At 72.6% G+C, this 24,920-nt stretch carries 20 protein-coding genes and 4 tRNA genes; 13 read left to right on the forward strand and 11 right to left on the reverse strand.

The features are described from left to right. The first annotated feature begins 104 nt into the window (after positions 1-104). The 3 genes from hrpA (at position 105) to LPA54_RS29090 (ending at position 4,746) form a co-directional block, all read left to right on the forward strand. Positions 105-4,040, forward strand: coding sequence for an ATP-dependent RNA helicase HrpA (gene hrpA, locus LPA54_RS29080; RefSeq protein WP_228983294.1), 3,936 nt, complete (start codon positions 105-107; stop codon positions 4,038-4,040). 89 nt (positions 4,041-4,129) lie between these two features. Beyond that, positions 4,130-4,204, forward strand: a tRNA-Asp gene (locus LPA54_RS29085). 350 nt (positions 4,205-4,554) lie between these two features. Next, positions 4,555-4,746, forward strand: coding sequence for a DUF6274 family protein (locus LPA54_RS29090; RefSeq protein WP_228983296.1), 192 nt, complete (start codon positions 4,555-4,557; stop codon positions 4,744-4,746). Between the two features lie 321 nt (positions 4,747-5,067). On the opposite strand, the gene bldC is transcribed toward LPA54_RS29090, so the two are convergent. Together bldC and LPA54_RS29100 are read right to left on the reverse strand one after the other, a co-directional pair. Next, a complete protein-coding gene (gene bldC / locus LPA54_RS29095) occupies positions 5,068-5,274 on the reverse strand; it encodes a developmental transcriptional regulator BldC (RefSeq protein WP_003949541.1) in 207 nt (68 codons plus the stop codon). A gap of 520 nt (positions 5,275-5,794) precedes the next feature. Then, positions 5,795-6,649 carry a hypothetical protein gene (locus tag LPA54_RS29100; protein WP_228983299.1) on the reverse strand — a complete coding sequence of 285 codons (855 nt, stop codon included), beginning with the start codon at positions 6,647-6,649 and terminating at the stop codon, positions 5,795-5,797. Between the two features lie 164 nt (positions 6,650-6,813). On the opposite strand from LPA54_RS29100, the gene LPA54_RS29105 reads away from it, so the two are divergent. Further along, on the forward strand, positions 6,814-7,896 hold the full coding sequence (locus tag LPA54_RS29105; RefSeq protein WP_228983302.1) for a Glu/Leu/Phe/Val dehydrogenase dimerization domain-containing protein: 1,083 nt from the start codon (positions 6,814-6,816) through the stop codon (positions 7,894-7,896). Between the two features lie 403 nt (positions 7,897-8,299). After that, complete coding sequence (locus LPA54_RS29110) at positions 8,300-8,551, forward strand: DUF3073 domain-containing protein (protein WP_058942884.1); 252 nt, start codon at positions 8,300-8,302, stop codon at positions 8,549-8,551. Between the two features lie 57 nt (positions 8,552-8,608). Here LPA54_RS29110 and purM read toward each other — a convergent pair whose 3' ends face one another. The 7 genes from purM to purS all read right to left on the reverse strand — a co-directional run bounded on the left by purM (position 8,609) and on the right by purS (position 16,483). Next, the gene (purM, locus tag LPA54_RS29115) at positions 8,609-9,691 is read right to left on the reverse strand and encodes a phosphoribosylformylglycinamidine cyclo-ligase (RefSeq protein WP_228983306.1); all 1,083 of its coding nucleotides are present in this window, start codon (positions 9,689-9,691) and stop codon (positions 8,609-8,611) included. A 44-nt stretch (positions 9,692-9,735) separates the two neighbouring features. Next, on the reverse strand, positions 9,736-11,262 hold the full coding sequence (gene purF / locus LPA54_RS29120; RefSeq protein ID WP_228983308.1) for an amidophosphoribosyltransferase: 1,527 nt from the start codon (positions 11,260-11,262) through the stop codon (positions 9,736-9,738). A 151-nt stretch (positions 11,263-11,413) separates the two neighbouring features. Then, on the reverse strand, positions 11,414-12,205 hold the full coding sequence (locus LPA54_RS29125) for an META domain-containing protein (protein ID WP_228983310.1): 792 nt from the start codon (positions 12,203-12,205) through the stop codon (positions 11,414-11,416). A gap of 156 nt (positions 12,206-12,361) precedes the next feature. Further along, positions 12,362-13,165, reverse strand: coding sequence for a maleylpyruvate isomerase family mycothiol-dependent enzyme (locus LPA54_RS29130; RefSeq protein ID WP_228983313.1), 804 nt, complete (start codon positions 13,163-13,165; stop codon positions 12,362-12,364). Positions 13,166-13,308: 143 nt separating this feature from the next. Then, positions 13,309-15,558, reverse strand: a complete 2,250-nt coding sequence (gene purL, locus LPA54_RS29135) for a phosphoribosylformylglycinamidine synthase subunit PurL (RefSeq protein WP_228983323.1) — start codon at positions 15,556-15,558, stop codon at positions 13,309-13,311. Further along, positions 15,555-16,238: a phosphoribosylformylglycinamidine synthase subunit PurQ gene (gene purQ, locus LPA54_RS29140; RefSeq protein WP_228983324.1), complete on the reverse strand. Its 684-nt coding sequence runs from the start codon at positions 16,236-16,238 to the stop codon at positions 15,555-15,557. The genes purL and purQ overlap by 4 nt, the downstream gene beginning before the upstream one ends. Then, complete coding sequence (gene purS, locus LPA54_RS29145) at positions 16,235-16,483, reverse strand: phosphoribosylformylglycinamidine synthase subunit PurS (RefSeq protein WP_228983328.1); 249 nt, start codon at positions 16,481-16,483, stop codon at positions 16,235-16,237. Before purS ends, purQ begins: the two co-directional genes overlap by 4 nt. 397 nt (positions 16,484-16,880) lie before the next feature. Here purS and LPA54_RS29150 point away from each other — a divergent pair, with 397 nt between their 5' ends. The 8 genes from LPA54_RS29150 (at position 16,881) to LPA54_RS29185 (ending at position 22,182) form a co-directional block, all read left to right on the forward strand. Then, a complete protein-coding gene (locus tag LPA54_RS29150; protein WP_228983330.1) occupies positions 16,881-17,213 on the forward strand; it encodes an Lsr2 family protein in 333 nt (110 codons plus the stop codon). A gap of 267 nt (positions 17,214-17,480) precedes the next feature. Beyond that, positions 17,481-17,555: transfer RNA gene (locus LPA54_RS29155), tRNA-Gly, on the forward strand. Positions 17,556-17,631: 76 nt separating this feature from the next. Next, a tRNA-Gly gene (locus LPA54_RS29160) sits at positions 17,632-17,704 on the forward strand. 153 nt (positions 17,705-17,857) lie between these two features. After that, on the forward strand, positions 17,858-18,877 hold the full coding sequence (locus LPA54_RS29165; protein ID WP_228983333.1) for an ABC transporter ATP-binding protein: 1,020 nt from the start codon (positions 17,858-17,860) through the stop codon (positions 18,875-18,877). 1 nt (position 18,878) lies between these two features. Further along, positions 18,879-19,673 (forward strand): ABC transporter permease, encoded by a 795-nt coding sequence (locus tag LPA54_RS29170; protein ID WP_228983337.1) that lies wholly within the window; start codon positions 18,879-18,881, stop codon positions 19,671-19,673. A gap of 33 nt (positions 19,674-19,706) precedes the next feature. Then, complete coding sequence (locus tag LPA54_RS29175; protein WP_228983339.1) at positions 19,707-21,479, forward strand: sensor histidine kinase; 1,773 nt, start codon at positions 19,707-19,709, stop codon at positions 21,477-21,479. Next, complete coding sequence (locus LPA54_RS29180) at positions 21,479-22,087, forward strand: response regulator transcription factor (RefSeq protein WP_228983343.1); 609 nt, start codon at positions 21,479-21,481, stop codon at positions 22,085-22,087. The genes LPA54_RS29175 and LPA54_RS29180 overlap by 1 nt, the downstream gene beginning before the upstream one ends. A 22-nt stretch (positions 22,088-22,109) precedes the next feature. Next, positions 22,110-22,182, forward strand: a tRNA-Gly gene (locus LPA54_RS29185). 143 nt (positions 22,183-22,325) lie between these two features. On the opposite strand, the gene LPA54_RS29190 is transcribed toward LPA54_RS29185, so the two are convergent. Both LPA54_RS29190 and LPA54_RS29195 read right to left on the reverse strand, forming a co-directional pair. Next, positions 22,326-23,225: a phosphoribosylaminoimidazolesuccinocarboxamide synthase gene (locus tag LPA54_RS29190; RefSeq protein WP_228983345.1), complete on the reverse strand. Its 900-nt coding sequence runs from the start codon at positions 23,223-23,225 to the stop codon at positions 22,326-22,328. Between the two features lie 83 nt (positions 23,226-23,308). Then, positions 23,309-24,790 (reverse strand): N,N-dimethylformamidase beta subunit family domain-containing protein, encoded by a 1,482-nt coding sequence (locus LPA54_RS29195; protein ID WP_228983348.1) that lies wholly within the window; start codon positions 24,788-24,790, stop codon positions 23,309-23,311. Between the last annotated feature and the right edge of the window lie 130 nt (positions 24,791-24,920).

Consider the following 24,920-nt stretch of genomic DNA (forward strand, 5'->3'; position numbering starts at 1 on the left):
TCGGTGGCCTTCCTGATCCGGGGGGCTGGTGTCGGCTCGCCCGAAATGGTACGGGGAAATGGGTTCGCCACTCCCGAGCCGCGGGTGAGATCCTGGGACACGGTATGTCTACTTCCTTCGCCGACCTCCAGACCCTGCTGACCGAGGTCTCGCTGCGCGACGCGCACCGGCTCGGCCGCCGTCTCGAAGGCGCCCGCCGCATCCGTAAGCCCGAGGCCAGGCAGGCCGTCCTGGACGAGATCGCCGCCGAGGCGGCGAAGGGCGCCGCGCGCACCGCCGAGCGCGCCTCCCGCGTGCCCGCGGTCACGTACCCGCCGCAGCTGCCGGTCAGCCAGAAGAAGGACGAGATCCTGGAGGCGATACGCGACCACCAGGTCGTGATCGTCGCCGGTGAGACCGGTTCCGGCAAGACCACGCAGATCCCGAAGATCTGCCTGGAGCTGGGCCGCGGCGTGCGGGGGATGGTCGGCCACACGCAGCCGCGCCGGATCGCCGCGCGCACGGTCGCCGAGCGGGTGGCGCAGGAGCTGGGGACGCCGCTGGGCGAGGCGGTCGGCTGGAAGGTCCGCTTCACCGACCAGGTCGGCTCCGACACCTTCGTGAAGCTGATGACGGACGGCATCCTGCTCGCCGAGATCCAGACGGACCGGGAGCTGCGCGCGTACGACACGATCATCATCGACGAGGCCCACGAGCGCAGCCTCAACATCGACTTCCTCCTCGGCTACCTGGCCCAGCTGCTGCCGCGGCGCCCCGACCTCAAGGTCGTGATCACCTCCGCGACGATCGACCCCGAGCGGTTCTCCCGGCACTTCGGTGACGCGCCGATCGTCGAGGTCAGCGGCCGGACGTTCCCGGTGGAGGTCCGCTACCGCCCGCTGCTCGAAGAGGACTCCGACGACGCGGACCGCGACCAGATCACCGCGATCTGCGACGCCGTCGACGAGCTCCAGGCCGAGGGGCCCGGCGACGTCCTCGTCTTCCTCTCCGGCGAGCGCGAGATCCGCGACACGGCGGACGCGCTGGTCAAGCGGAAGCTGCGGAACACCGAGGTGCTGCCGCTGTACGCGCGCCTCTCCCACGCCGAGCAGCACCGCGTCTTCCAGGCGCACTCCGGGCGCCGGATCGTCCTCGCGACGAACGTCGCCGAGACGTCGCTGACGGTGCCCGGCATCAAGTACGTCATCGACCCCGGCACGGCCCGGATCTCCCGGTACAGCCACCGCACCAAGGTGCAGCGGTTGCCGATCGAGCCGGTCAGCCAGGCCAGCGCGAACCAGCGCAAGGGGCGCTGCGGCCGTACCTCGGACGGCATCTGCATCCGGCTGTACAGCGAGGACGACTTCCTGGCCCGCCCGGAGTTCACGGACGCGGAGATCCTCCGGACGAACCTCGCCTCCGTCATCCTGCAGATGACGGCGGCCGGCCTCGGCGACATCGAGAAGTTCCCGTTCATCGACCCGCCGGACCACCGCAACATCCGCGACGGCGTGCAGCTCCTCCAGGAGCTCGGCGCAATCGACCCCGCGCAGAAGGACCCGAAGAAGCGCCTGACGCAGGAGGGCCGCAAGCTGGCCCAGCTGCCCGTCGACCCGCGCCTGGCCCGGATGGTGCTGGAGGCCGACCGGAACGGCTGCGTCCGCGAGGTGATGGTCATCGCGGCCGCCCTGTCCATCCAGGACCCGCGCGAGCGGCCCGCCGAGAAGCAGGCGCAGGCCGACCAGAGCCACGCCCGGTTCAAGGACGAGACCTCCGACTTCCTCGCGTTCCTGAACCTCTGGCGGTACGTCCGCGAGCAGCAGAAGGAGCTGTCCTCGTCGGCGTTCCGCCGCATGTGCAAGGCGGAGTACCTCAACTACCTGCGCATCCGCGAGTGGCAGGACATCTACAGCCAGCTGCGCACGGTGGCCCGGCAGATGGGGATACACCTCAACGAGGAGGACGCGGACGAGCAGCGGGTCCACGTCTCGCTCCTCGCCGGACTGCTCTCCCACGTCGGCATGAAGGACGTGAAGGACGGCGCGAAGAACGAGTACCTCGGCGCCCGCAACGCCAAGTTCGCGATCTTCCCCGGATCGGCGCTCTTCAAGAAGCCGCCGCGCTTCGTGATGTCCGCCGAACTCGTCGAGACGTCCCGGCTGTGGGCGCGGGTCAACGCCCGCATCGAACCCGAGTGGATCGAGCCGCTCGCCGGGCACCTGCTGAAGCGCACGTACTCCGAGCCGCACTGGGAGAAGGACCAGGCGGCCGTCATGGCGTACGAGAAGGTGACGCTGTACGGCGTGCCGATCGTCACCGACCGCAAGGTGAACTACGGCCGCGTCGACCCGGAGGTGTCGCGCGAGCTGTTCATCCGCCACGCGCTGGTGGAGGGCGACTGGCGCACGCACCACAAGTTCTTCGCGGACAACCGCAGGCTGCTCACCGAGGTCGAGGAGCTGGAGCACCGGGCGCGGCGCCGCGACATCCTCGTCGACGACGAGACGCTGTTCGACTTCTACGACCAGCGGGTCCCCGAGCACGTGGTGTCCGGCGCCCACTTCGACTCGTGGTGGAAGCACAAGCGCCGCGACGAGCCGGAGCTGCTGGACTTCGAGCGCGAGATGCTCATCAACGACCGGGCCGGGGCGGTCACCAAGGACGACTACCCCGACACGTGGCGGCAGGGCGCGCTGAAGTTCCGCGTGACGTACCAGTTCGAGCCGGGCGCGGACGCCGACGGCGTCACCGTCCACATCCCGCTCCAGGTCCTCAACCAGGTCGTGGACGAGAACTTCGACTGGCAGATCCCGGGGCTGCGCGAGGAGGTCGTGACGGAGCTGATCCGCTCGCTGCCCAAGCCGATCCGCCGCAACTACGTCCCGGCGCCGAACTTCGCGGGGAGGTTCCTGGAGCGGGCGGCGCCGGGCGCGGAGCCGCTGACGGAGACCCTGGCCCGCGATTTGCAGCGCATGGTGGGCGTACCGGTCTCCGCCGACGACTTCGACTGGGCGAAGGTCCCCGACCACTTGAAGATCACGTTCCGGATCGTCGACGAGCGGCGCCGCAAGCTCGCCGAGGACAAGGACCTGGAAGCGCTGAAGCTGCGGCTGCGACCGAAGGCCCGGCAGGCCCTGTCGAAGGCCGCGGCGGCCGCGACGGCGGGCCCCTCGGGTTCGGGCGGGTCCCTGGAGCGCACCGGTCTGACGGAGTGGACGATCGGCACGCTGACGCGGGTCTTCGAGACGCGGAGGGCCGGCCAGCCGGTGAAGGCGTACCCCGCCCTGGTGGACGAGGGCGCGACGGTCGCCGTGCGGCTCTTCGACACGGAGGCCGAGCAGGCGCGGGCGATGTGGCGGGGCACCCGCAGGCTCATCATGCTGAACATCCCCGTGAACCCGGCGAAGTTCGCCTCCGACCGGCTGACGAACCAGCAGAAGCTGGCGCTGTCCCGCAACCCGCACGGCTCCGTGCAGGCGCTGTTCGAGGACTGCGCGACCGCCGCGGCGGACCGGCTGATCGCCGAGCACGGCGGCCCGGCCTGGGACGAGGAGTCCTTCCGCAAGCTGTACGACAAGGTCCGCGCCGACCTGGTGGAGCTGACGATCCGCACGGTCGACCAGGTGCAGCAGATCCTGGCCGCCTGGCAGGCGTGCGAGCGCCGGCTGAAGGCCACCAACAGCCTCACCCTGGTCAGGAACGTCCAGGACGTCCGCGAGCAGCTGGCGGCCCTCGTGCCGGCCGGCTTCGTGACGGGGACGGGCCTGCGGCGGCTGCCGGACCTGATGCGCTACCTCGTGGCGGTGGACCGCCGCCTCCAGCAGATGCCGACGTCCGTGCAGCGCGACACGACGCGCATGGAGAAGGTCCACGAGATGCAGGACGAGTACGCCTGGCTCCTGGAGCAGCTGCCGAAGGGGCGGCCGGTCCCGCAGGAGGTCCTCGACATCCGCTGGATGATCGAGGAGCTGCGGGTCAGCTACTTCGCGCACGCCCTGGGCACGGCGTACCCCGTCTCGGACAAGCGGATCGTGAAGGCGATCGACGCGGCGGCGCCGTGACGGTGCGGTCGCCAGGAGTGAGTTCGACCTGGTGGTCTGACCTGCTGTACAGTCTTGCTCGCAGCCAAGGAACAACGGCCGCGAAACCTGGTCCTGTGGAGCAGTTTGGAGTGCTCGCCACCCTGTCAAGGTGGAGGCCGCGGGTTCAAATCCCGTCAGGACCGCAGTGATACGAGGGCCCGCACCGCGAGGTGCGGGCCCTCGTTCGTGCACCCGGAGCCGACCCGTGCCCGCCCGGCCCCCACCCGCGCCGCCGTGCGGGACCGCGCTCCGGCGCACGTACGGGACCGCGCGCCCCCGCGTCCGCTCCCCGGCCCGCGCCCCGGGCGGGGCGCCCCCTGCGGCGCTCCACCGCGCTCCCGGACATCTGATCCCCCCTCAGCCCGCCGGGAGTCGTCCGGGCCGCTCAGGGGCCCGTGGGGGGCGCGGGTGCGTGCCGACCGTCTTGACGGCGGACGGCGGGGCCGGTACCCAGACAGAAGGGCGACGGCGCCCTGCCCCGGAGGTGACGCGCATGGCGGCTGCGACGGCCCGGCACGAGACCCGCGCGCTCCTGCGCGCCCACCTGGCGGCCGCGTCCGGCTACCGCCACCTCACCCGGCGCTGCGCCGTGTGCCACCGCCTCGCCCAACTCGCCGCGCTCACCGAGCAGCCCCCGCCCCCGCCCCGGCCGCAGCCCCGGGAGGAGCGCACCGCGTCCGCCTGAGACCCCCTCGGGAAGGCGGGCCCGGCAGCGCACGGGAGGGTGGGCACGGGCTTCCGAGTGACCGTCAGGAGTGTGACGCGAGTCACGGAACCCGTTCGAGAAACCGCTTCACTTATCCCACACCTACACCCGCCCCATTTAATACGTACCATTGCACCTGCGAGACGACGGAAGTCGGGCACACAAAAAGATCGCGCCGGACCCGGCGGAGTCCAGCGCGATCGGTGACCTTCGGCCCGTTGGGGCGGGCGTCCGTCAGTGGTGCAAGGGGTGGGCGGCCCGGGTTGGGGGACCCGGAAGAGCCCGGTTCACAGGGGTGTCTCAGGCCTCGCTACGCTGCTGCGGAATACCCGCGAGCAGCGCACGGACCTCTGCCTCGCGGTACCGGCGGTGTCCACCCAGCGTGCGGATGGACGTGAGCTTGCCGGCCTTCGCCCAGCGGGTCACCGTCTTCGGGTCCACGCGGAACATCGTGGCAACCTCAGCGGGGGTCAGCAGCGGCTCAGCATCAGGGGTGCGAGCGGTCATGAGCGGCCTCCTCGGGAGAACCGACGTTCTCGGTTCTTTCCTCTAAATTCTGCACCTTGACCCGCGTTGCCCGAAATGGCAGACGCGGGCCGAGTCGGTTATAGGACGAACGGCTTGTCCTCGGCACTACAACTACACCATCTGTCCAGCCACGTTCGGCCAAACCGATGGAATTGCCCTCTCAGGTGTCCATCAGCGGCGGAAGCCGATGGACCATGCCATAGCGGACAGTCACGTCACAGTGACGATCAGTCACAGAGCGATCAGGAGCCACCAGACCCCCCATAGCGTGCAATGCTGAGCCTTCCGCCCAAAGTTGGACGGAAGGAGCCCTCCCCGGACTCCTTGTCCTATTTTGGCATGAGGTCGGGCGAGGGGCGCAAGAGCCACTGTTAGTGCGATTCATCACCCTTGAGGCAAAGGCCCGGATAGGGACCATCGACCTTCAGGGCACGCACGCCACACAAGACTCAGGTGCAACAGCCTCCGGCGCAATAGCCCCACTTGGGAATCTTCCGGTTCAGTTCGCGGAGCGCAGGTCCCGGACCGCCCGCCACCGCTCCGTCAGCCGCTCATAGGCGCTCCCCGCGCCCGTCCCGTCGCCGTCCCGCAGCGCCGCGATGGCGGCCGTCACGTCGGCGACCGACCGGTCCTCCGCCAGCCGCTCCGCCGGCAGGGCGTGGACCAGGCCCCCGTAGTCCAGCTCGACCAGCGAGCGCGGGTGGAACTCCTCCAGCCACCGCCCGACGTCCACCAGCCCCTCGGTCAGGGGCCCTTCGTCGACCGCCTCGCGCAGCGCCCGCAGCCCCCGCGCCACCCGCCGCCGCGCCTCGACCATCGGCGTGCGGTACCGCAGCAGCGGCGGCTCGCCCGCACCCTTCGCCGGCACGTACTCGCGCTCCTCGTCCGCGAAGAGGACGAACCACCGCACCGGCACCTGCCACACCGCGCCCCGGATCCACGGCCGCGCGTCCGGGTTCCGCTCCCGCCACCGCTCGAAGTCCGCCGCCGCCTGCCCCCGCACCACCGCCGGCAGCGCCGCGTCCAGCACGGGCGGCGGCAGCAGCTCCCCCACCTCCTCCAGGGCGAGCCAGCCGCGCAACCGGGTCCGCCACGGGCAGACGCACACCACGCCCTCGCGCTCCACCACGAAGGCGTCACCGCTCTCGTGCACCGGAACCGGCACCGGCGGCGTGGGCAGCAGGTCGGCGAGGGAGCGGCGCAGCTCGTCCTGGGCCGTCGGCGTCCCACCCCGCAGGGCGAGCGGCGCGTAGCGGGCCCAGTGGCCCCGCTCGGGCTCCGGGAAGGCGTCCAGGGGCTCGTACACCCGCAGGTACGAGGCGTACGGGACGAGGACCGAGGAGACAGCCGCCATGCCGGGAATCCTTCCACGCCGGCGCCGCCCCGTACTCCGGGAGGGGGTGATCCTGCGCACTGCCTCGGATCTACGCGCAGGTAGGACTTACCCTCATCCCGAACAGGTCCCTCCCCACCCCCGGAGGGCCTCATTCCGCCGCTTCGTACTTGGGAGTCACCACCGTGACCGATGTGACCGACGGCGTCCTGCACACCCTGTTCCACTCGGAGCAGGGGGGCCACGAGCAAGTCGTGCTGTGCCAGGACCGCGCCTCGGGCCTGAAGGCCGTCATCGCCCTCCACTCGACCGCCCTGGGCCCCGCCCTCGGCGGCACCCGCTTCTACCCGTACGCCACGGAGGCGGAGGCCGTCCTCGACGCGCTGAACCTCAGCCGCGGCATGTCGTACAAGAACGCCCTGGCCGGCCTGGAGCACGGCGGCGGCAAGGCCGTCATCATCGGCGACCCGGAGCAGGTCAAGACCGAGGAACTGCTGCTGGCCTACGGCCGGATGGTGGCCTCCCTCGGCGGCCGGTACGTCACCGCCTGCGACGTCGGCACGTACGTCGCCGACATGGACGTCGTCGCCCGCGAGTGCCGGTGGACGACGGGCCGCTCCCCCGAGAACGGCGGCGCCGGCGACTCCTCGGTCCTCACCGCCTTCGGCGTCTTCCAGGGCATGCGCGCCTCCGCCCAGCACCTGTGGGGCGACCCCACCCTGCGCGGCCGCCGGGTCGGCGTCGCGGGCGTCGGCAAGGTCGGCCACCACCTCGTCGGGCACCTCGTGCAGGACGGCGCCGAGGTCGTCGTCACGGACGTGCGCGAGGAGTCCGTCCGCCGGATCACCGACGCGTACCCGCAGGTCCGCGTGGCCGCCGACACCGACGCGCTGATCCGCGCCGAGGGCCTGGACGTCTACGCGCCGTGCGCGCTCGGCGGCGCGCTGAACGACGACACCGTGCCCGTCCTGACCGCGAAGGTGGTGTGCGGCGCGGCCAACAACCAGCTCGCGCACCCGGGCATCGAGAAGGACCTCGCCGAGCGCGGGATCCTCTACGCGCCCGACTACGTGGTCAACGCCGGCGGCGTCATCCAGGTCGCCGACGAGCTGCACGGCTTCGACTTCGACCGGTGCAAGGCGAAGGCGACGAAGATCTTCGACACCACGCTGGCGATATTCGCTCGTGCGAAGGAAGACGGCATCCCGCCGGCCGCCGCCGCCGACCGGATCGCCGAGCAGCGGATGGCGGACGCCCGCCGCCGCTGACCCCGGCGCGCAGCCGCACGGTCACGCTGGGTACGCCCGCCGGGATCGCGCCCTTGACAGGGCGGCCCGGCGGGCGGCACCTTGCGTGCCCTCGGGAACCTTCCGGACGCGCCGACGGGTTGGTGTGTTCGTACAGCGGCGCGGGGCCGCCGGCGAGAGATGGCTCACGCCGGTCGGCGGGTCGACCTCGGGAAGAGGTTAAAATCGCAGCTGACCAGCGAGGACGGGGCGCCTCGCGGGTCCGGCTCCGAGGCGCGTCATGCGGGCGGCGTACCGTATGGCCGCGGAAGCAGGTACCGTTGAAGCCCAGCGGGCCGGTCTCTCCACGGGGAGTCCGTTCCGCATCATGAACGCGTGTCAAGACTCTGGGGCCGTCGAGCCCCGTCACCGAGGGGGTCGAGCCATGGGGCGCGGCCGGGCCAAGGCCAAGCAGACGAAGGTCGCCCGCCAGCTGAAGTACAACAGCGGTGGGACTGACCTCGCACGGCTGGCCAGCGAGCTGGGCGCATCGACTTCGAGTCAGCCTCCGAACGGAGAGCCGTTCGAGGACGACGACGAGGAAGACGACCCGTACGCCCGCTACGCGGAGCTGTACAACGACGACGATGACGGGGACGACGAGTCCGGTCCGTCATCGCAGCGTCGCGGCGCTTGACGCCCGCACACTCTCCACCCGGTCCGGGGCCCGCCCCGGACCGGGTTTCTGTGCTGCTCAGCTCGCGTAGTCACCCGTGAGGGCGGCGCCGGTCGGGTGGTCGCCGCGCTCGACGACCTCGCCCGCGACCCAGGCGTCGAGGTTCCGGTCGGCGAGGGTCGTGAGGGCCACGTCGACGGAGTCGGCGGGGACGACGGCCATCATGCCGACGCCCATGTTCAGGGTCTTCTCCAGCTCCAGCCGCTCCACCTGACCGGCCGTGCCGACCAGGTCGAAGATCGCGCCGGGGGCCCAGGTCGACCGGTCGACCGTGGCGTGCAGATGGTCGGGGAGGACTCGCGCCAGGTTCGCGGCGAGGCCGCCGCCGGTGATGTGGCTGAAGGCGTGGACGTCGGTGGTGCGGGTGAGCGCCAGGCAGTCCAGGGAGTAGATCCTCGTCGGCTCCAGCAGCTCCTCGCCGAGGGTCCGGCCCAGTTCGTCGACCTGCTGCTCCAGGGCCATGCCGGCCCGGTCGAAGAGCACGTGGCGGACGAGCGAGTACCCGTTGGAGTGAAGGCCCGAGGACGCCATGGCGATGACGACGTCACCCGTACGGATGCGATCGGCGCCGAGCAGGCGGTCCGCCTCGACGACGCCGGTGCCGGCGCCGGCGACGTCGAAGTCGTCGGGGCCGAGGAGGCCGGGGTGCTCGGCGGTCTCGCCGCCGACCAGGGCGCAGCCGGCGAGGACGCAGCCCTCGGCGATGCCCTTGACGATGCCGGCGACCCGCTCGGGGTGGACCTTGCCGACGCAGATGTAGTCGGTCATGAAGAGCGGTTCGGCGCCGCACACCACGATGTCGTCCATGACCATCGCGACGAGGTCGTGGCCGATCGTGTCGTACACGCCCATGCGGCGGGCGATGTCGACCTTCGTGCCGACGCCGTCGGTGGCGGAGGCGAGGAGGGGGCGCTCGTAGCGCTTGAGGGCGGAGGCGTCGAAGAGGCCGGCGAACCCGCCGAGGCCGCCGAGGACCTCCGGGCGCTGCGTCTTGCGCACCCACTCCTTCATCAGTTCGACGGCGCGGTCGCCCGCCTCGATGTCGACGCCCGCGGCGGCATAGCTGGCGCCGCCGCCCGTGGCACTGGTGGCCTGAGACATGGCTACAGAACTTTCGTGTCGTACAGCGGGGGTGTGGGGGTGCCCTACGGGCGGCGGAGGGCGTCGGCGGCGGCCGTGGCGGCCGGGCCCGCGGCGAGCTCCGTCTCCAGCAGCTGCTTTCCGAGCAGCTCGGGGTCGGGGAGCTCCATCGGGTACTCGCCGTCGAAGCAGGCGCGGCAGAGGTTCGGCTTGGCGATCGTGGTCGCCTCGATCATGCCGTCGAGGGAGATGTACGCGAGCGAGTCGGCGCCGAGGGACTTGCCGATCTCGTCGACCGTCATGCCGTTGGCGATCAGCTCGGCGCGGGTGGCGAAGTCGATGCCGAAGAAGCACGGCCACTTCACCGGCGGGGACGAGATCCGGATGTGGACCTCGGCGGCGCCCGCCTCGCGGAGCATCCGGACCAGGGCGCGCTGGGTGTTGCCGCGGACGATCGAGTCGTCGACGACGACCAGGCGCTTGCCGCGGATGACTTCCTTCAGGGGGTTCAGCTTGAGGCGGATGCCGAGCTGGCGGATGGTCTGGGACGGCTGGATGAAGGTCCGGCCGACGTACGCGTTCTTGACCAGGCCGGCGCCGAAGGGGATGCCGCTCGCCTCGGCGTAGCCGATCGCCGCGGGCGTGCCGGACTCCGGGGTCGCTATGACGAGGTCGGCCTCGGCCGGGGCCTCGGCGGCGAGTTTCCGCCCCATCTCCACCCGGGAGAGGTAGACGTTCCGGCCGGCGATGTCCGTGTCGGGCCGGGCCAGGTACACGTACTCGAAGATGCAGCCCTTGGGCTTCGCTTCCGCGAATCGGGAGGTGCGGATGCCGTTCTCGTCGATCGCGATCATCTCGCCCGGCTCGACCTCGCGGACGTAGCTGGCGCCGCAGATGTCGAGTGCGGCGGACTCGGAGGCGACGACCCAGCCGCGCTCCAGGCGCCCGAGGACCAGCGGGCGGATGCCCTGCGGGTCGCGGGCGGCGTAAAGGGTGTGCTCGTCCATGAAGACGAGGGAGAAGGCGCCCTGGACCTTGGGGAGGACCGCCGCGGCGGCCTCCTCGACGCTCAGCGGCTTGCCGTCGGCGTCGACCTGGCCCGCGAGGAGCGCGGTGACGAGGTCGGTGTCGTTGGTGGCCGCCACCTGGGTGGCGCGGCCGTCCTTCTTGGGCAGGTCGGCGACGAGCCCGGCGAGCTCGGCCGTGTTGACCAGGTTGCCGTTGTGCCCGAGGGCGATGGAGCCGTTCGCCGTGGCCCGGAAGGTGGGCTGGGCGTTCTCCCAGACGGAGGCCCCGGTGGTCGAGTAGCGGGCGTGACCGACCGCGATGTGACCCTGGAGCGAGCTGAGGGAGGTCTCGTCGAAGACCTGGGAAACCAGGCCCATGTCCTTGAAGACGAGGATCTGGGAGCCGTTGCTTACCGCGATTCCCGCGGATTCCTGACCCCGATGCTGGAGGGCGTAGAGCCCGAAGTACGTGAGCTTTGCGACCTCTTCGCCCGGAGCCCAGACACCGAAGACGCCGCAAGCGTCCTGGGGGCCTTTTTCGCCGGGAAGCAGATCGTGATTGAGTCGACCGTCACCACGTGGCACACCACCGAGTGTAGGCGAGATCGACCACTGGTCCGAATGGGGCCGGACCGCCCCTGCGGGGCGGGGCCGGGACGGGGCCCCTGACCAGGCGGCCTTTCACCGCTTCCGGGGGCCCCGCGGTCCCGCCCGCGGTGTGACGGACCTCGCACCCCTACCGGGCCGTGGCACGGGCGGCGAATCCGGAGCCGTCCTGCTCGGTGACGGTGAGTGCCCGGTGCTGGATCCGGTACGTCACCGTTCCGCTGCTCAGCGTCCCGTACAGCCGCTGTTCCAGCTCCATCTGCGGCTTGGTGCACATCTTGCGGGTGACGGCGAGCGGCCCGAACGTCAGCTTGCCGGGGGCCGTCTTCACGGTGGCGGTGAAGTTGTTGCAGCCGAGGTTGCCGCGGGCGGTGCCGTCCTCGCCGACGGTCAGGTGGGCCCGGCCCTCGGTGCCGGCGGGCAGCGACGCGGCGGCCTCGCCGTCCAGGAGCGACTCGACGTGCCAGGTGGTGCCGGCGAGGGGCGCGGCGGGCTGCTCGCCGAGGGCGATGGTGTCGCCGCCCGGGGTGGTGAGGGTGAGGCGGTCGCCGTCGAGACGGGCCTCCAGCGTGCCGGTGAACGCCTTCAGGAAGGCGTTCTCGAAGCCCATGGCGGGCTCCTCGCAGGCCATCTGCGTGCGGGTGGTCTTCCCGACGGTGAGCGTGTCGCCGTCGACGGTCGCCGCGGCGGTGAAGCGGTTGCACCCGGCGTTGCCCACCGCGCGCCCGTCCGGCTGGAATTCGACGTACGCGGTGGGGGCGGGGGCGGCCGTCCTGCGGCCGTCCACGGTGAGCGCGTCGACCGTCCAGTGCACCCCGGTGACGGGGATGTCGGGGCGCTCGCCGGGGTCCGCGGTGGTGGCGCAGCCGGCGAGCGCGACGGCGGCGGCCAGGACGGGGAGGAGGGTCTTCGTGGTCCGCATGCGGATGGGACGGACCGGGAGGCGCGTCGGTTCCGCCCCTCCCGCCCCGAACGGCCCCACCGGCCCCTCGGACGGGGTGGGGAACCGGGTACGGGGCCGGTGGACGCGCGCCGGGCGGGGCCGGTGGGGCGCGCCGGGCGGGGCCGGTGGGGCGGGTCAGCCGAGGACGGGGAGCCAGGCCGCCAGGTCGGCGCGGTCGCCGCTGGCGCGGAGCCGGGCCGAGTCGAGCGCCTCAGCCCAGGAGAGACGGCCCGTGGCGAGCCGCGTCCAGGTCAGCGGGTCGGTCTCGACGACGTTCGGCGGTGTGCCGCGGGTGTGGCGGGGGCCCTCCACGCACTGCACGACGGCGTGGGGCGGTACCCGCAGCTCCACGGAGCCGCCCGGCGCCTTGAGGGCGAGGGCGTCGGCGAGGAGGCGGGTGCAGGACGCGAGGGCCTGCCGGTCGTGCGGGACGGCCAGTCCGGTCGCGGCGTTGAGGTCGTCGGTGTGCACGGTCAGCTCGACCGTGCGGGTCACGAGGAAGTCGGCCAGCGGCATGCCGCCGAAGCGCGTCACGATCAGCCGGTCGCCGGGGGCGTCCGCCAGCGCGGCGGCGAACTCCTCGGCGGTGCGCGCGTACAGCTCGTTCAGCCCGTCGGGTCCGACGGCGGCCTCGGCCAGTTCGCGGGTGTCCTCGTCCACCGCCCCGGCGTACCGCCGGGTCGCCGCGGGCCAGTCGAGGAGGCCCGCGTCGCGTACGGGCGGCTCGGGGGCGGCCACGCCGCGGATGACGGAGCGGAGCACCATCGCGATGTGGGCGGCCAGTTCGCGTACGGTCCACTCGCCCAGCCGCGTGGGCAGGGCGAGCTGCTCGGGGGTGAGCTTCTCGACGCCCTCGCGGACGTGGGCGAACTGCGCCGTGACCGCGGCGCGGGTCTTCGCGGGGTCATGGCTGCGGGGGCGCTTCCTCGGCTGCGGCATGCCCCGAGGCTACCGGCGGGCCGCCCCGTGCGGCGTGCCCCCGTAAGGGCGTTGGGGCCGGCCAGGACGGGCCGGCGCCCCGCCGCCCCGCCGTGCGATGCGGTGCGCGGCGGGGCGTCGGGTCGGGTGGTCCGGGGCGGGTCTCAGGCCAGCAGGGCCGGGATGGTCGCCTCGTGGGCCGTGCGCACCTCGTCCAGCGGGAGGGCGAAGTGGCCCTGGACGTCGATCACGTCGCCGTCCACGACGCCGATGCGGGTCGCGGGCAGGCCGCGCGCGCCGCACATGTCGGTGAAGCGGAGCTCCTCGCTGCGCGGGACGGCGACGACCGCGCGGCCCGCCGACTCGCTGAAGAGGAACGTGAACGCGTCGAGGCCGTCCGGCACGACGAGCCGGGCGCCCTTCCCGCCGCGCAGGCACGACTCGACGACGGCCTGGACGAGTCCGCCGTCGGACAGGTCGTGCGCCGCGTCGACCATGCCGTCGCGCGAGGCGGAGACGAGGATCTCGCCGAGCAGCTTCTCCCGGTCGAGGTCCACCTTCGGCGGCAGGCCGCCGAGGTGCCCGTGGACGACCTCGGACCAGGCCGAGCCGCCGAACTCCTCGCGCGTGTCGCCCAGCAGGTACAGGAGGTGGCCCTCCTGCGCGAAGGCGATGGGCGTGCGGCGGGTCACGTCGTCGATCACGCCGAGCACGGCGACGACCGGCGTCGGGTGGATGGCGACGTCACCGGTCTGGTTGTACAGCGAGACGTTGCCGCCGGTCACCGGCGTGCCGAGCTGGAGGCAGCCGTCGGCGAGGCCGCGGGTGGCCTCGGCGAACTGCCACATGACGGCCGGGTCCTCGGGCGAACCGAAGTTGAGGCAGTCGGAGACCGCCAGCGGCCGGGCGCCGGAGGCGGCGACGTTGCGGTACGACTCCGCCAGCGCGAGCTGCGCGCCCGCGTACGGGTCGAGCTTCGCGTACCGGCCGTTGCCGTCGGTGGCGAGGGCCACGCCGAGGTTGGTCTCGGCGTCGATGCGGACCATGCCCGCGTCCTCGGGCTGGGCGAGGACGGTGTTGCCCTGCACGAACCGGTCGTACTGGTCGGTGATCCACGCCTTGGAGGCCTGGTTCGGGTGGGCGACCAGCTTGAGGACCTGCTCGCGCAGCTCCTCGGCGGAGGACGGCCGGGGCAGGTTGTTGGCGTCGTCGGCCTGGAGGGCGTCCTGCCAGGCGGGACGCTCGTAGGGGCGGTGGTAGGTCGGGCCCTCGTGGGCGACCGTGCCCGGGGGCACGTCCACGATCTGCTCGCCGTGCCAGAAGATCTCCAGGCGCTCGCCGTCGGTCACCTCACCGATGACGGTGGCGATGACGTCCCACTTCTCGCAGATCTCCAGGAAGCGGTCGACGTGCTGCGGCTCGACGATCGCGCACATGCGCTCCTGCGACTCGCTCATGAGGATCTCCTCCGGCGAGAGCGACGCGTCGCGCAGCGGCACGCTGTCCAGCTCGACCCGCATACCGCCGGTGCCGGCGGAGGCCAGCTCGCTCGTGGCGCAGGACAGGCCCGCGCCGCCGAGGTCCTGGATGCCCGCGACGAGCTTCTCCGCGAAGATCTCCAGGGTGCACTCGATGAGGAGCTTCTCCTGGAACGGGTCGCCGACCTGGACGGCGGGCCGCTTCGTGGGCTTCGTGTCGTCGAAGGTCTCGGACGCGAGGACCGAGACGCCGCCGATGCCGTCGCCGCCGGTGCGGGCGCCGTACAGGATGACCTTGTTGCCGGGGCCGGAGGCCTTGGCGAGGTGGATGTCCTCGTGCTTCATCACGCCGATGCAGCCGGCGTTGACCAGGGGGTTGCCCTGGTAGCAGGAGTCGAAGACGACCTCGCCGCCGATGTTGGGCAGGCCGAGGCAGTTGCCGTAGCCGCCGATGCCGGCGACGACGCCGGGCAGGACGCGCTTGGTGTCGGGGTGGTCGGCGGCGCCGAACCGCAGCGGGTCGACGACGGCGACGGGGCGGGCGCCCATGGCGAGGATGTCGCGGACGATGCCGCCGACGCCGGTGGCCGCGCCCTGGTAGGGCTCGATGTACGAGGGGTGGTTGTGCGACTCGACCTTGAAGGTCACCGCGTACCCCTGGCCGACGTCGACGACGCCGGCGTTCTCGCCGATGCCGACGAGCATCGCGTCGTTCTCGGGGGCCTTCTCGCCGAACTGCTTCAGGTGGACCTTGCTGCTCTTGTACGAGCAGTGCTCGGACCACATGACGGAGTACATCGCCAGCTCGGCGCCGGTCGGGCGGCGGCCGAGGATCTCGCGGATGCGCGCGTACTCGTCCTTCTTCAGGCCGAGTTCGGCCCACGGCTGCTCGACGTCGGGCGTCTCGGTCGCGTGCTTGACGGTGTCGAGGGTCATGAGGCGTCGACCAGCTTCTTGAGGATCGAGGTGAAGAACCCGAGGCCGTCCGTGCGCCCCGTGCCGACGAGGGGCTCGACGGCGTGCTCCGGGTGCGGCATCAGGCCGACGACGTTGCCCGCGGCGTTGGTGACACCGGCGATGTCGCGCAGCGAGCCGTTGGGGTTGCCGTCGAGGTACCGGAAGGCGACCCGGCCCTCGGCCTCCAGCTCGTCGAGCACGCGCTCGTCGGCGACGTAGCGGCCGTCCATGTTCTTCAGCGGGATCGAGATCTCCTGGCCCCGCTCGTAGTCGGTGGTCCAGGCGGTCTCGGCGTTCTCCACCCGAAGCCGCTGGTCGCGGCAGACGAAGTGCAGGTGGTTGTTGCGCAGCATGGCGCCGGGCAGCAGGTGGGCCTCGGTGAGGACCTGGAAGCCGTTGCAGATGCCGAGCACCGGCATGCCCGCGCGGGCCTGCTCGATGATCGTCTCCATCACCGGCGAGAACCGGGAGATCGCTCCGGCGCGGAGGTAGTCGCCGTAGCTGAAGCCGCCGGCGAGGACCACGGCGTCGACCTGGTGGAGGTCCTTGTCGCGGTGCCAGAGCGGGACGCCCTCGGCGCCGGCGAGCCGGGCCGCGCGCAGGGCGTCCTGGTCGTCGAGCGTCCCGGGGAAGGTGACGACTCCGATGCGAGAGGTCACGCCTCCTCCACCTTGACGACGAAGTCCTCGATGACGGTGTTGGCAAGGAACGTTTCGGCCATTTCGTGGATGCGGGCGAGGGCGGCCTCGTCGACCGGGCCCTCCACATCCAGCTCGAAGCGCTTCCCCTGGCGGACGTCGGCGATTCCGGCGAACCCGAGGCGGGGCAGTGCGCGCTGCACCGCCTGTCCCTGCGGGTCGAGGATCTCCGGCTTGAGCATGACGTCGACTACGACGCGTGCCACTGGCACTCCCGGTGGTGTGTTGCGTGGGCGGTTCCCTCAGCGTACCTGCCTACAAATTCTACGCGAGTAGATTTCCAGAGGATCCCACAAACGACCGTGTTCGATCTTGACTTGAAGCTCCCGCACGCCCGGACCGCCGGTCTCCCGCCCGCCCGCCACGCGGAGCTGGAAGGCGGACGGCGGCACCCCCCGCGGGACGGCCGGGAAAAATCCCGGAAAAGAATCCGGGTCGCGCAATACCGCCGGACACGCGGGGACAATTGCCGGGTCTTCCCAGTGCGGCGCTTCGCGCTGTACAAAGGAAATAACACCCATGTGAATCAGGTATCACCGCACGTCAAACGTGTCACAGAACACACACCGGACGGCGGGATACCACGCGAAGGGACCGATATCCGTGGCGCAGCGCGTAGTGGTCACGCTCACCGACGACATCGAGGGCGGGGAAGCGGCGGAAACGGTCAGGTTCGGCCTCGACGGTAAGTCGTACGAGATCGACCTCAATGAAGCCAATGCAGAGAAACTGCGCAAGGCCCTGGCCCCGTACCTCGACGCCGGCCGGAAGAAGTCCGGCGGCGGCGTCGAGAAGGCCCGCAAGCCCTACCGGCACACCGCCGTGGACCCCGACCCGGCGGCCGTACGCGCCTGGGCCCAGTCCAACAAGCTTGACGTGCCGGCTCGCGGCCGCATCCCGAAGCGGGTGTACGAGGCCTTCGAAGAGGCGCACTGAGGCACAGGCGGGCGGGCCGCCGGGCCACCGCACCCGCCGGGCCACCGAACCCGGCGGGTGCGGCGGTCACGGCGGGAGGCCGGGCTCGCGGCGAGGGGGGCCGGGCTCGGGGCGGGTCGGCGGCCGCGACGGGGGCGGCGGGAGGCCGGCCGACCGGGCGCCGGACCCGGTGCCGGAGCACCGAGTTGCGCGGCACCCCCCTTGATCGGCTAAAGTCTGGAGCACGCCGAGGGGCGAGGCCGAAAAGGCCGAGACCTCACGGAGCGTGCGGGTGTAGTTCAGTAGTAGAACATCCCCCTTCCAGGGGGAAGGCGCAGTGTGCGATTCCTGTCACCCGCTCCACATCACGTACCGACCACTCCGGTGGATCAGGTACAGTGGTGTTCGCACCGCCCGGTGAAAGCCGGTCGGGAGCAATGCGGACGTGGCTCAGTTGGTAGAGCATCACCTTGCCAAGGTGAGGGTCGCGAGTTCGAATCTCGTCGTCCGCTCAGGAATGAAGACCCCGGTCAATCGACCGGGGTCTTCGCCGTTCCCGGCCGCGTGCTCTTCACCGTCCCGGCCGCGTGCCGATGACATTTGTCATCGGAGGGAGCTGACAGCGCCCACTGCCGACCCCGCAGGTCCGCGCCCAGCCTGGAACCATGACCAGCGACGACCACACCGGACCCGGCCCCGGACCCGGCCGGCGGCCCCGCGGCGAGCCGGGCCCGGGACACCGCCCCGACGACGGGCCCGCCATCGAGGCGGAAGGGCTCCGCCGCCGGTACGCCGGGGGGTTCGAGGCGGTGTCCGGCATCACCTTCGCCGTACCGCACGGGGAGATCTTCGCGCTCCTCGGCACCAACGGCGCCGGCAAGACCTCCACCGTCGAACTCCTCGAAGGGCTCGCCGCCCCCGACGGCGGCCGCGTCCGGGTGCTCGGGCACGACCCGTACCGGCAGCGCGCCGCCGTGCGGCCCCGCATCGGCGTGATGCTCCAGGAAGGCGGCTTCCCGTCCGACCTGACCGTCACCGAGACGGTCCGCATGTGGGCCGGGTGCACCAGCGGCGCCCGGCCCACCGGCGAGGCGCTCGACATGGTCGGCCTCACCGACCGCGCCCGCGTCCGCGTCAAACAGCTCTCCGGCGGGGAACGACGCCGGCTCGACCTGGCGCTCGCCCTGCTCGGCCGACCCGACGTTCTGTTCCTCGACGAGCCGACCACCGGACTCGACGCCGAGGGCCGCCGCGACACCTGGGACCTCGTACGGCGGCTCCGCGAGACCGGCACGACCGTGCTCCTCACCACGCACTACCTGGAAGAGGCCGAAGCCCTCGCCGACCGGCTGGCGATCATGCACGGCGGCCGCGTCGTCGCCTCCGGCACACCCGCCGAGGTCACCGCCGCCCGGCCCGCCCGGATCCGCTTCGACCTGCCCGCCGGCGTGCCGGCCGCGCGGCTTCCGCTGTCGCTGCGCGCCGCGCGACAGGGCGCGCGGCGCATCGAGATCCGTACCCACGACCTCCAGCAGGCGCTCACCGAGCTGCTCGGCTGGGCCCGGGACCAGGACGTCCGGCTCGACGGGCTCGACGCGCGGTCCGCCTCCCTGGAGGAGGCGTTCCTGGAGATAGCGCGGTCCGCCGGGGGCCACGCGGACCGTACCGACACGGCAGGGGTGTGACATGACGGCGACCACCGCCCACGGGCGGCCCGGGACCACGGCGGCCGGACGGCTCGGCGCCCTCGCGCGGGCCGAGCTGACCCTCCTCGTACGCAACCGCACCTCCCTCTTCGTCACCCTCCTCATGCCACTGCTGATGGTCGGCTCGATCGGGATGAGCGTCGACCGGGTCGGCGCCGAGAAGAGCGGCCTGACCGTGCTGGAGGCGGTGATGACCGGCGGCCTCGGCATGGTCCTCGTCATCGTCGTCTACCTCAACCTCGTCCCCGCGTACGTCGCGCGCCGCGAGGAGCTCGTCCTGAAGCGGCTGCGCACCGGCGAGGCGACCGACGCCGAGATCCTCGCCGGGACCGCGCTGCCCTCGGTGGCGCTCACCCTCGCCCAGTGCCTGATCATGGTGGGGGCGGCGGTGGCGTTCCTCGACCTGCGGGCGCCCCGGCGGCCGGAGCTGCTCGTGGCGGGCCTGCTCGTCGGCATCGTGCTGCTGGCCGCGCTCGCCGCGGTCACCGCGCGCGTCACCCGGACCGTGGAGAGCGCCCAGCTGACGACGATGCCGCTGTTCCTGGTGTCGGCGTTCGGCTCGGGCCTGTTCCTCCCGGTGGAGGTGTTCCCGGAGCGGGTGCAGGACGTGTGCGCGCTGCTGCCGCTGACCGGCGTGGTGGAGCTCGTACGGGCCGGGTGGCTCGGCGGGGGCGACGCGGGGGAGCTCGTACGGGCCGCGGTGACCGCCCTGGTCTGGACGGCGGTGTCGGTGTTTGCTGTGCGGCGGTGGTTCCGGTGGGAGCCGCGCCACTGAGCGGGACGTGAGCGGGACGGGGGAGACGGGACCATGCCTGGACTGACCGGCTGGTGGAGCCGCAGGAGCAATCCGGAGAAGGTCGAGCTGTACACGCGGTGGACCTACCACGGGCTCGCCGCGGCGACGCTGCTCATCTCGGGGCTGCCGGCGCTGGCCCTCGCCATGCAGGTGGGGCCCGTCGGGGGCTGGCTGTTCCTGCTGGTCGTCGTGCAGACCGTGCTCGTCGGCGTCCTCGCGTCGTGGGCCCTCAGCTGGCAGCTCGGCCGGCGTGAGCGACCGCACCGGCTCATGGCCGCCGTCGCCGTGCTCACCGTGATCGGCTGCGTCACCGTGCTCGCCCAGCGGCGGGTGGGCCCCCTCGCCGACCTCCAGATGACGATGTACATCGCTGCCGGAATGGTCAGTTGGGGCGTCGGCGCCCTCGCCCTGTGCTCGTTGCGCGCCCGCCACCTGCTCGCCCTGACGGTCGTCGCCATCGGCGGCGTCGCGGGGCTCGCGCTGGCCATGGGGCTGTCCGCCACCGCGGTGGTCGGCATCACCCTCTCCAGCGCGTTCGGGACGGTGGTCTTCGCCTCCACCAGCGGCTTCTCCGGCTGGCTGCTGCGGGCCGTGTGGGAACTGGACGCCGCCCACCGGCTCCAGGCGAGGCTGGCCGTCACGGAGGAACGGCTCCGGTTCGCCCGCGACCTCCACGACGTCATGGGCCGCAACCTGTCGGTGATCGCCCTCAAGAGCGAGCTCGCCGTCCAACTCGCCCGGCGCGGCGCCACCGACCGCGCCGTCACCGAGATGGCCGAGGTGCAGCGCATCGCCCGGGACTCCCAGCGGGAGGTGCGCGACGTCGTACGCGGCTACCGGGGCGCCGACCTCCACACCGAACTGGAGGGCGCGCGCGGGGTGCTGGCCGCCGCCGGCATCACCTGCCGCGTCGACGTGCGCGACGCCGACGCGGCACTGCCCGCGCCCGTGCAGTCGGCGCTCGCCTGGGTCGTCCGCGAGGCCACCACGAACGTCCTGCGGCACGGTGACGCGCGGCTCTGCGAGGTGTCGGTGACCGTACCGGCAGGGGGTGACCGCGCGGTGCTCGTCATCGAGAACGACGGCGCCGCCGTGGTGACGGCACCGCCGGGGCCCGGGGGGTCGGGCGGGTCGCGGGGGCCGGGCGGCTCGGGGGTGCCGGGCGGCTCGGGGGTGCCGGGCGGCTCGGGGGTGCCGGGCGGCTCGGGGGTGCCGGGCGGCTCGGGGGTGAGCGGTGCCGGAACGGACGGCGGTGCCGGGGTGCCGGGCGGTGCCGGGACTGGGGGTGCCGGGGCGGGCCGCGTACCGGAGGCGCCCGGTTCGGGGCTGGCGGGGCTGCGGGAGCGGCTCGCCGCGCTGGACGGCGTGCTGGAGGCCGGGCCGGTCGACGGCGGCAGCCGGTTCCGCGTCACGGCCCGCGTACCGCTCGGCGCCGCCACGGGCGCGGCCGCCGCCGCGGTGATCGGCGGGGCGGGGGCTCCCCGGCCGGCGGCCGGAGCGGCCGGCGGGGCCGGGGCTCACCGGGCGACCGGTGCGGTCGGGTCGGCGGGGGGCGCCGGTGCGGTCGGGTCGGCGGGGGGCGCCGGCACGGTCGGGCCGGCAGAGGCCGCCGGCACGGTCGGGCCGGCAGAGGCCGCCGGCACGGTCGGGGTTGCAGGACCCGGCGGCGCGGTCGGGGTTGCAGGACCCGGCGGCGCGGTCGGGGTTGCAGGACCCGGCGGCCGGGGCGGGGCGGCCGGCGGGGTTCACCCCGCGCGGCGGGACGACGTGGAAGGGGTCCGCTGATGACCGTACGGGTGCTGCTCGCCGACGACGAGCACCTGATCCGGGGCGCGCTCGCCGCCCTCCTCGGGCTGGAGGAGGACCTGGAGGTCGTCGCCGAGGCCGCGTCCGGCCCGGAGGCGCTCGCCATGGCCCGCGTCCACCGCCCCGACGTGGCGGTGCTGGACCTGCAGATGCCGGGCGCCGACGGTGTGAGGGTCGCCACAGTGCTCCAGGCCGAACTGCCCGGCTGCCAGACCATGATCGTGACCGGGCACGGCCGCCCCGGTCACCTCAAGCGCGCCCTCACGGCCGGAGTGCGGGGGTTCGTCCCGAAGACCGTCAGCGCCCAGCGGCTCGCCGAGATCATCCGCACCGTGCACGCCGGGAACCGTTACGTCGACCCGGAGTTGGCCGCCGACGCGATCTCCGCGGGCGACTCCCCGCTGACCGCGCGCGAGGCCGAGGTGCTGGAACTCGCCGCCGACGGCGCCCCCGTCGCGGAGATCGCCCGCCGGGCCCACCTCTCCCCCGGGACTGTCCGCAACTACCTCTCCTCCGCCGTCTCGAAGCTCGGCACCGAGAACCGTCATGCCGCGGTGCGTCTCGCACGCGAGCGAGGTTGGGTATAGTGGTTCTCGCGCTACGGCGCATGCGGACGTGGCTCAGTTGGTAGAGCATCACCTTGCCAAGGTGAGGGTCGCGAGTTCGAATCTCGTCGTCCGCTCAAGTGCGAAGGCCCCGGTCATCAGACCGGGGCCTTCGGCGTTCCCGCGAGCAGGGCCGACCGCCCGGCGCGGGCCGGACCGACCGGCACCGGCGCGGGCGCGCCCCGCGGGGTGCGTCCGCGCCGGTCGGGTACCGCCGCCGCTACCAGGCCGTGCCGGTCAGCAGCTCGTACGCCTCGACGTATTTGGCGCGCGTCGCCTCCACCACCTCGGCGGGCAGCGGCGGGGGCGGCTGCTCGCTGCGGCGGTCCCAGCCGGAGGCCGGGGACGTCAGCCAGTCCCGCACGAACTGCTTGTCGTACGACGCCTGGGCGCGGCCCGGCTCCCACTCGGCGGCCGGCCAGAAGCGCGAGGAGTCCGGTGTCAGGACCTCGTCGGCCAGCACCAGGCCGCCCTGCTCGTCGTGGCCGAACTCGAACTTGGTGTCCGCGAGGATGATCCCCCGGTCCCGCGCGACGTCCCGGGCCCGGCTGTACACGGCGAGGGTCGACTGCCGCAGCTGCGCGGCGGTCTCGGCGCCGACCTGGCGGGCGACCTCCTCGTACGAGACGTTCTCGTCGTGCTCGCCGACGGCGGCCTTCGTCGCCGGCGTGAAGATCGGGGCGGGCAGCTCCGAGCCGTCGACCAGCCCCTCCGGCAGGGCGAGCCCGCAGACCGTGCGGTTCGCCTCGTACTCGACCAGGCCGGAGCCGGTGAGGTAGCCGCGGGCCACGCACTCCACGGGGATCATCCGCAGCGAACGGCAGACCAGCGTGCGGCCCTCCCAGTCCGCGGGCGCCCCCTCCGGCAGCTCCGTGGAGATGACGTGGTTGGGGATGAGGTCCGCGAGCCGGTCGAACCACCACAGGGAGAGCTGGGTGAGCACGCGCCCCTTGTCCGGGATCTCCGTGGGCAGGACCCAGTCGTACGCGGACATGCGGTCGCTGGCGACCATCACGAGGTCGCCCGCCTCGTTCCGGTACAGCTCGCGCACCTTCCCGGTGTGCAGATGCACCAGGCCCGGCACCTGAAGAGGCTCGGGCTTTTCTACGAATCCGGACACGGTTCCTCCCCGTGGTTCTGACCGATCGGTTCCGATTCTCCCGCACGCGGCGGGACGGGCCGTGGCCAGGGTGCAGGGACGTTCTAGTCCCGTTTGCAGATGCGGTCCAGCAGGTTCGCCGTGGCGCGCTGGACGCGGAGGTCGACATGACCCGGCCGGTCCAGAGCCGGTGACCAGGCGAACGTCCCCGAGGCGAAGACGAGGGCGCCGGAGGGGGCCCGGTACAGGGACGTCTCCTGGTGCCGGACGGCCCCGTCCGCGTCCCGGTACGGGGAGTGCGCGAGCAGGATGCGCCGCTGGTGGGCGGGGAGGGCGGTGCGCGGGAAGTAGCGGTCGGCCTCGCCCGCGACGAGGCCGGGCAGCTCGTCGCCCTCGCCGGCGCCGGTCGCCTCCCAGAGCCAGTGCTCGGCGTTCCGCACGACCAGCGGGGCGGGCTCCGGGACGCGGCCCCCGTACTGGATGCCGAGCAACTGCTGCTCGGGGCGGTCCGCCTCCCGCCACAGCGCCGACCTGCCCGGGCCCCGCCGTTTTCGGCAGGTGAGCAGGCGGTCCGGCACGCCGGGGGGCGACGCGGACAGCTCGACCTGCCAGTACAGGGAGTTGGCCGACAGGAAGACCAGGGAGGTGCCGGCGTCGCGGGCGGCCTCCACGGCCCGGCGCAGCGGCACCGACCAGTACTCGTCGTGGCCGGGGAAGACCAGGCCCCGGTAGCGGGTCGGGTCGACGCGGCCGGCGTGCAGGTCGCTCGCGTTGGCGTAGGCGAGGTCGTAGCCGTACCGCTCGGCCCAGCGGATGACGTCGTAGGCGTGGCCGACGTGCAGCGGCAGGCCCTGTCCGGCGTACGGGCGGTCGAAGGAGACCGTGACGGCGGCGTCCGCCTCGCCGAGCAGGCGCCCGTCGGCGTCCCACGCGTGGTACAGGCTCGCGCCCGTGCGGCCGTCCTCCGGGTAGAGGTTGTACGCCTGCCACGTCAGGTCCGGGAGGACCAGCAGCAGGTCCGCCGGGTGGGCGTCGCGGACCGTGAAGGGGATGTGGGAGCGGTAGCCGTCCGCCGTGGTGAGCACGGCCACGTACGCGCCGGTCGACCAGTACGACGGGACCTGCAACCGCCACGAGAGCCACCAGTGGTGGCAGGAGACGGTGCGGTCGGCGGTGAGCGGCGGCGGCTGGACGATGCCGGAGAGGCGCGGACTGGTGGTGATCTTGGTGGCGCCGTCTCCGCCGTAGTGCCCGACGCGGTAGACGTCCACCGAGAACTGCTGGGGCGGGTCGACCGTGACGTGGAAGTCGACCGCTTCCCCCGGGGCGACCGCGCCCGTCGAGGCGTAGCCCTTGATCTGGAGGTGGACGTCGTCCGCGGCGCGCGGACCGCCGCCCCGGCCCGCGGACGGGCGGGGGTGGGAGGACAGCGGGGGCTGTTCCGCGTACCAGGCGGTGAGGTGACCGTTCTCGTCGACGAACTGCTCGGTGCCGCGCAGCCAGGGCAGCGGCCCCTGACCGAACGGGTCGGTGGCCGCGTGGGCGAGCGCCCCGGACTCCCACCTCCGTACGTGCTCCGCCCCCATGCCGCGCCCCTCCCTCAACTCCCCCGGCTCCGATGGCCCGACGCGTTCAGCGCCGGTCCCCAGCACATCACATAACGCACGCACTCCGTCACCGGTCGTCGTGGATTGACGTGAACGGAACCGCGCACTC

Origin of the sequence: Streptomyces sp. DH12, from assembly GCF_020873895.1 — a bacterium.
Classification (GTDB): Bacteria; Actinomycetota; Actinomycetes; order Streptomycetales; family Streptomycetaceae; genus Streptomyces.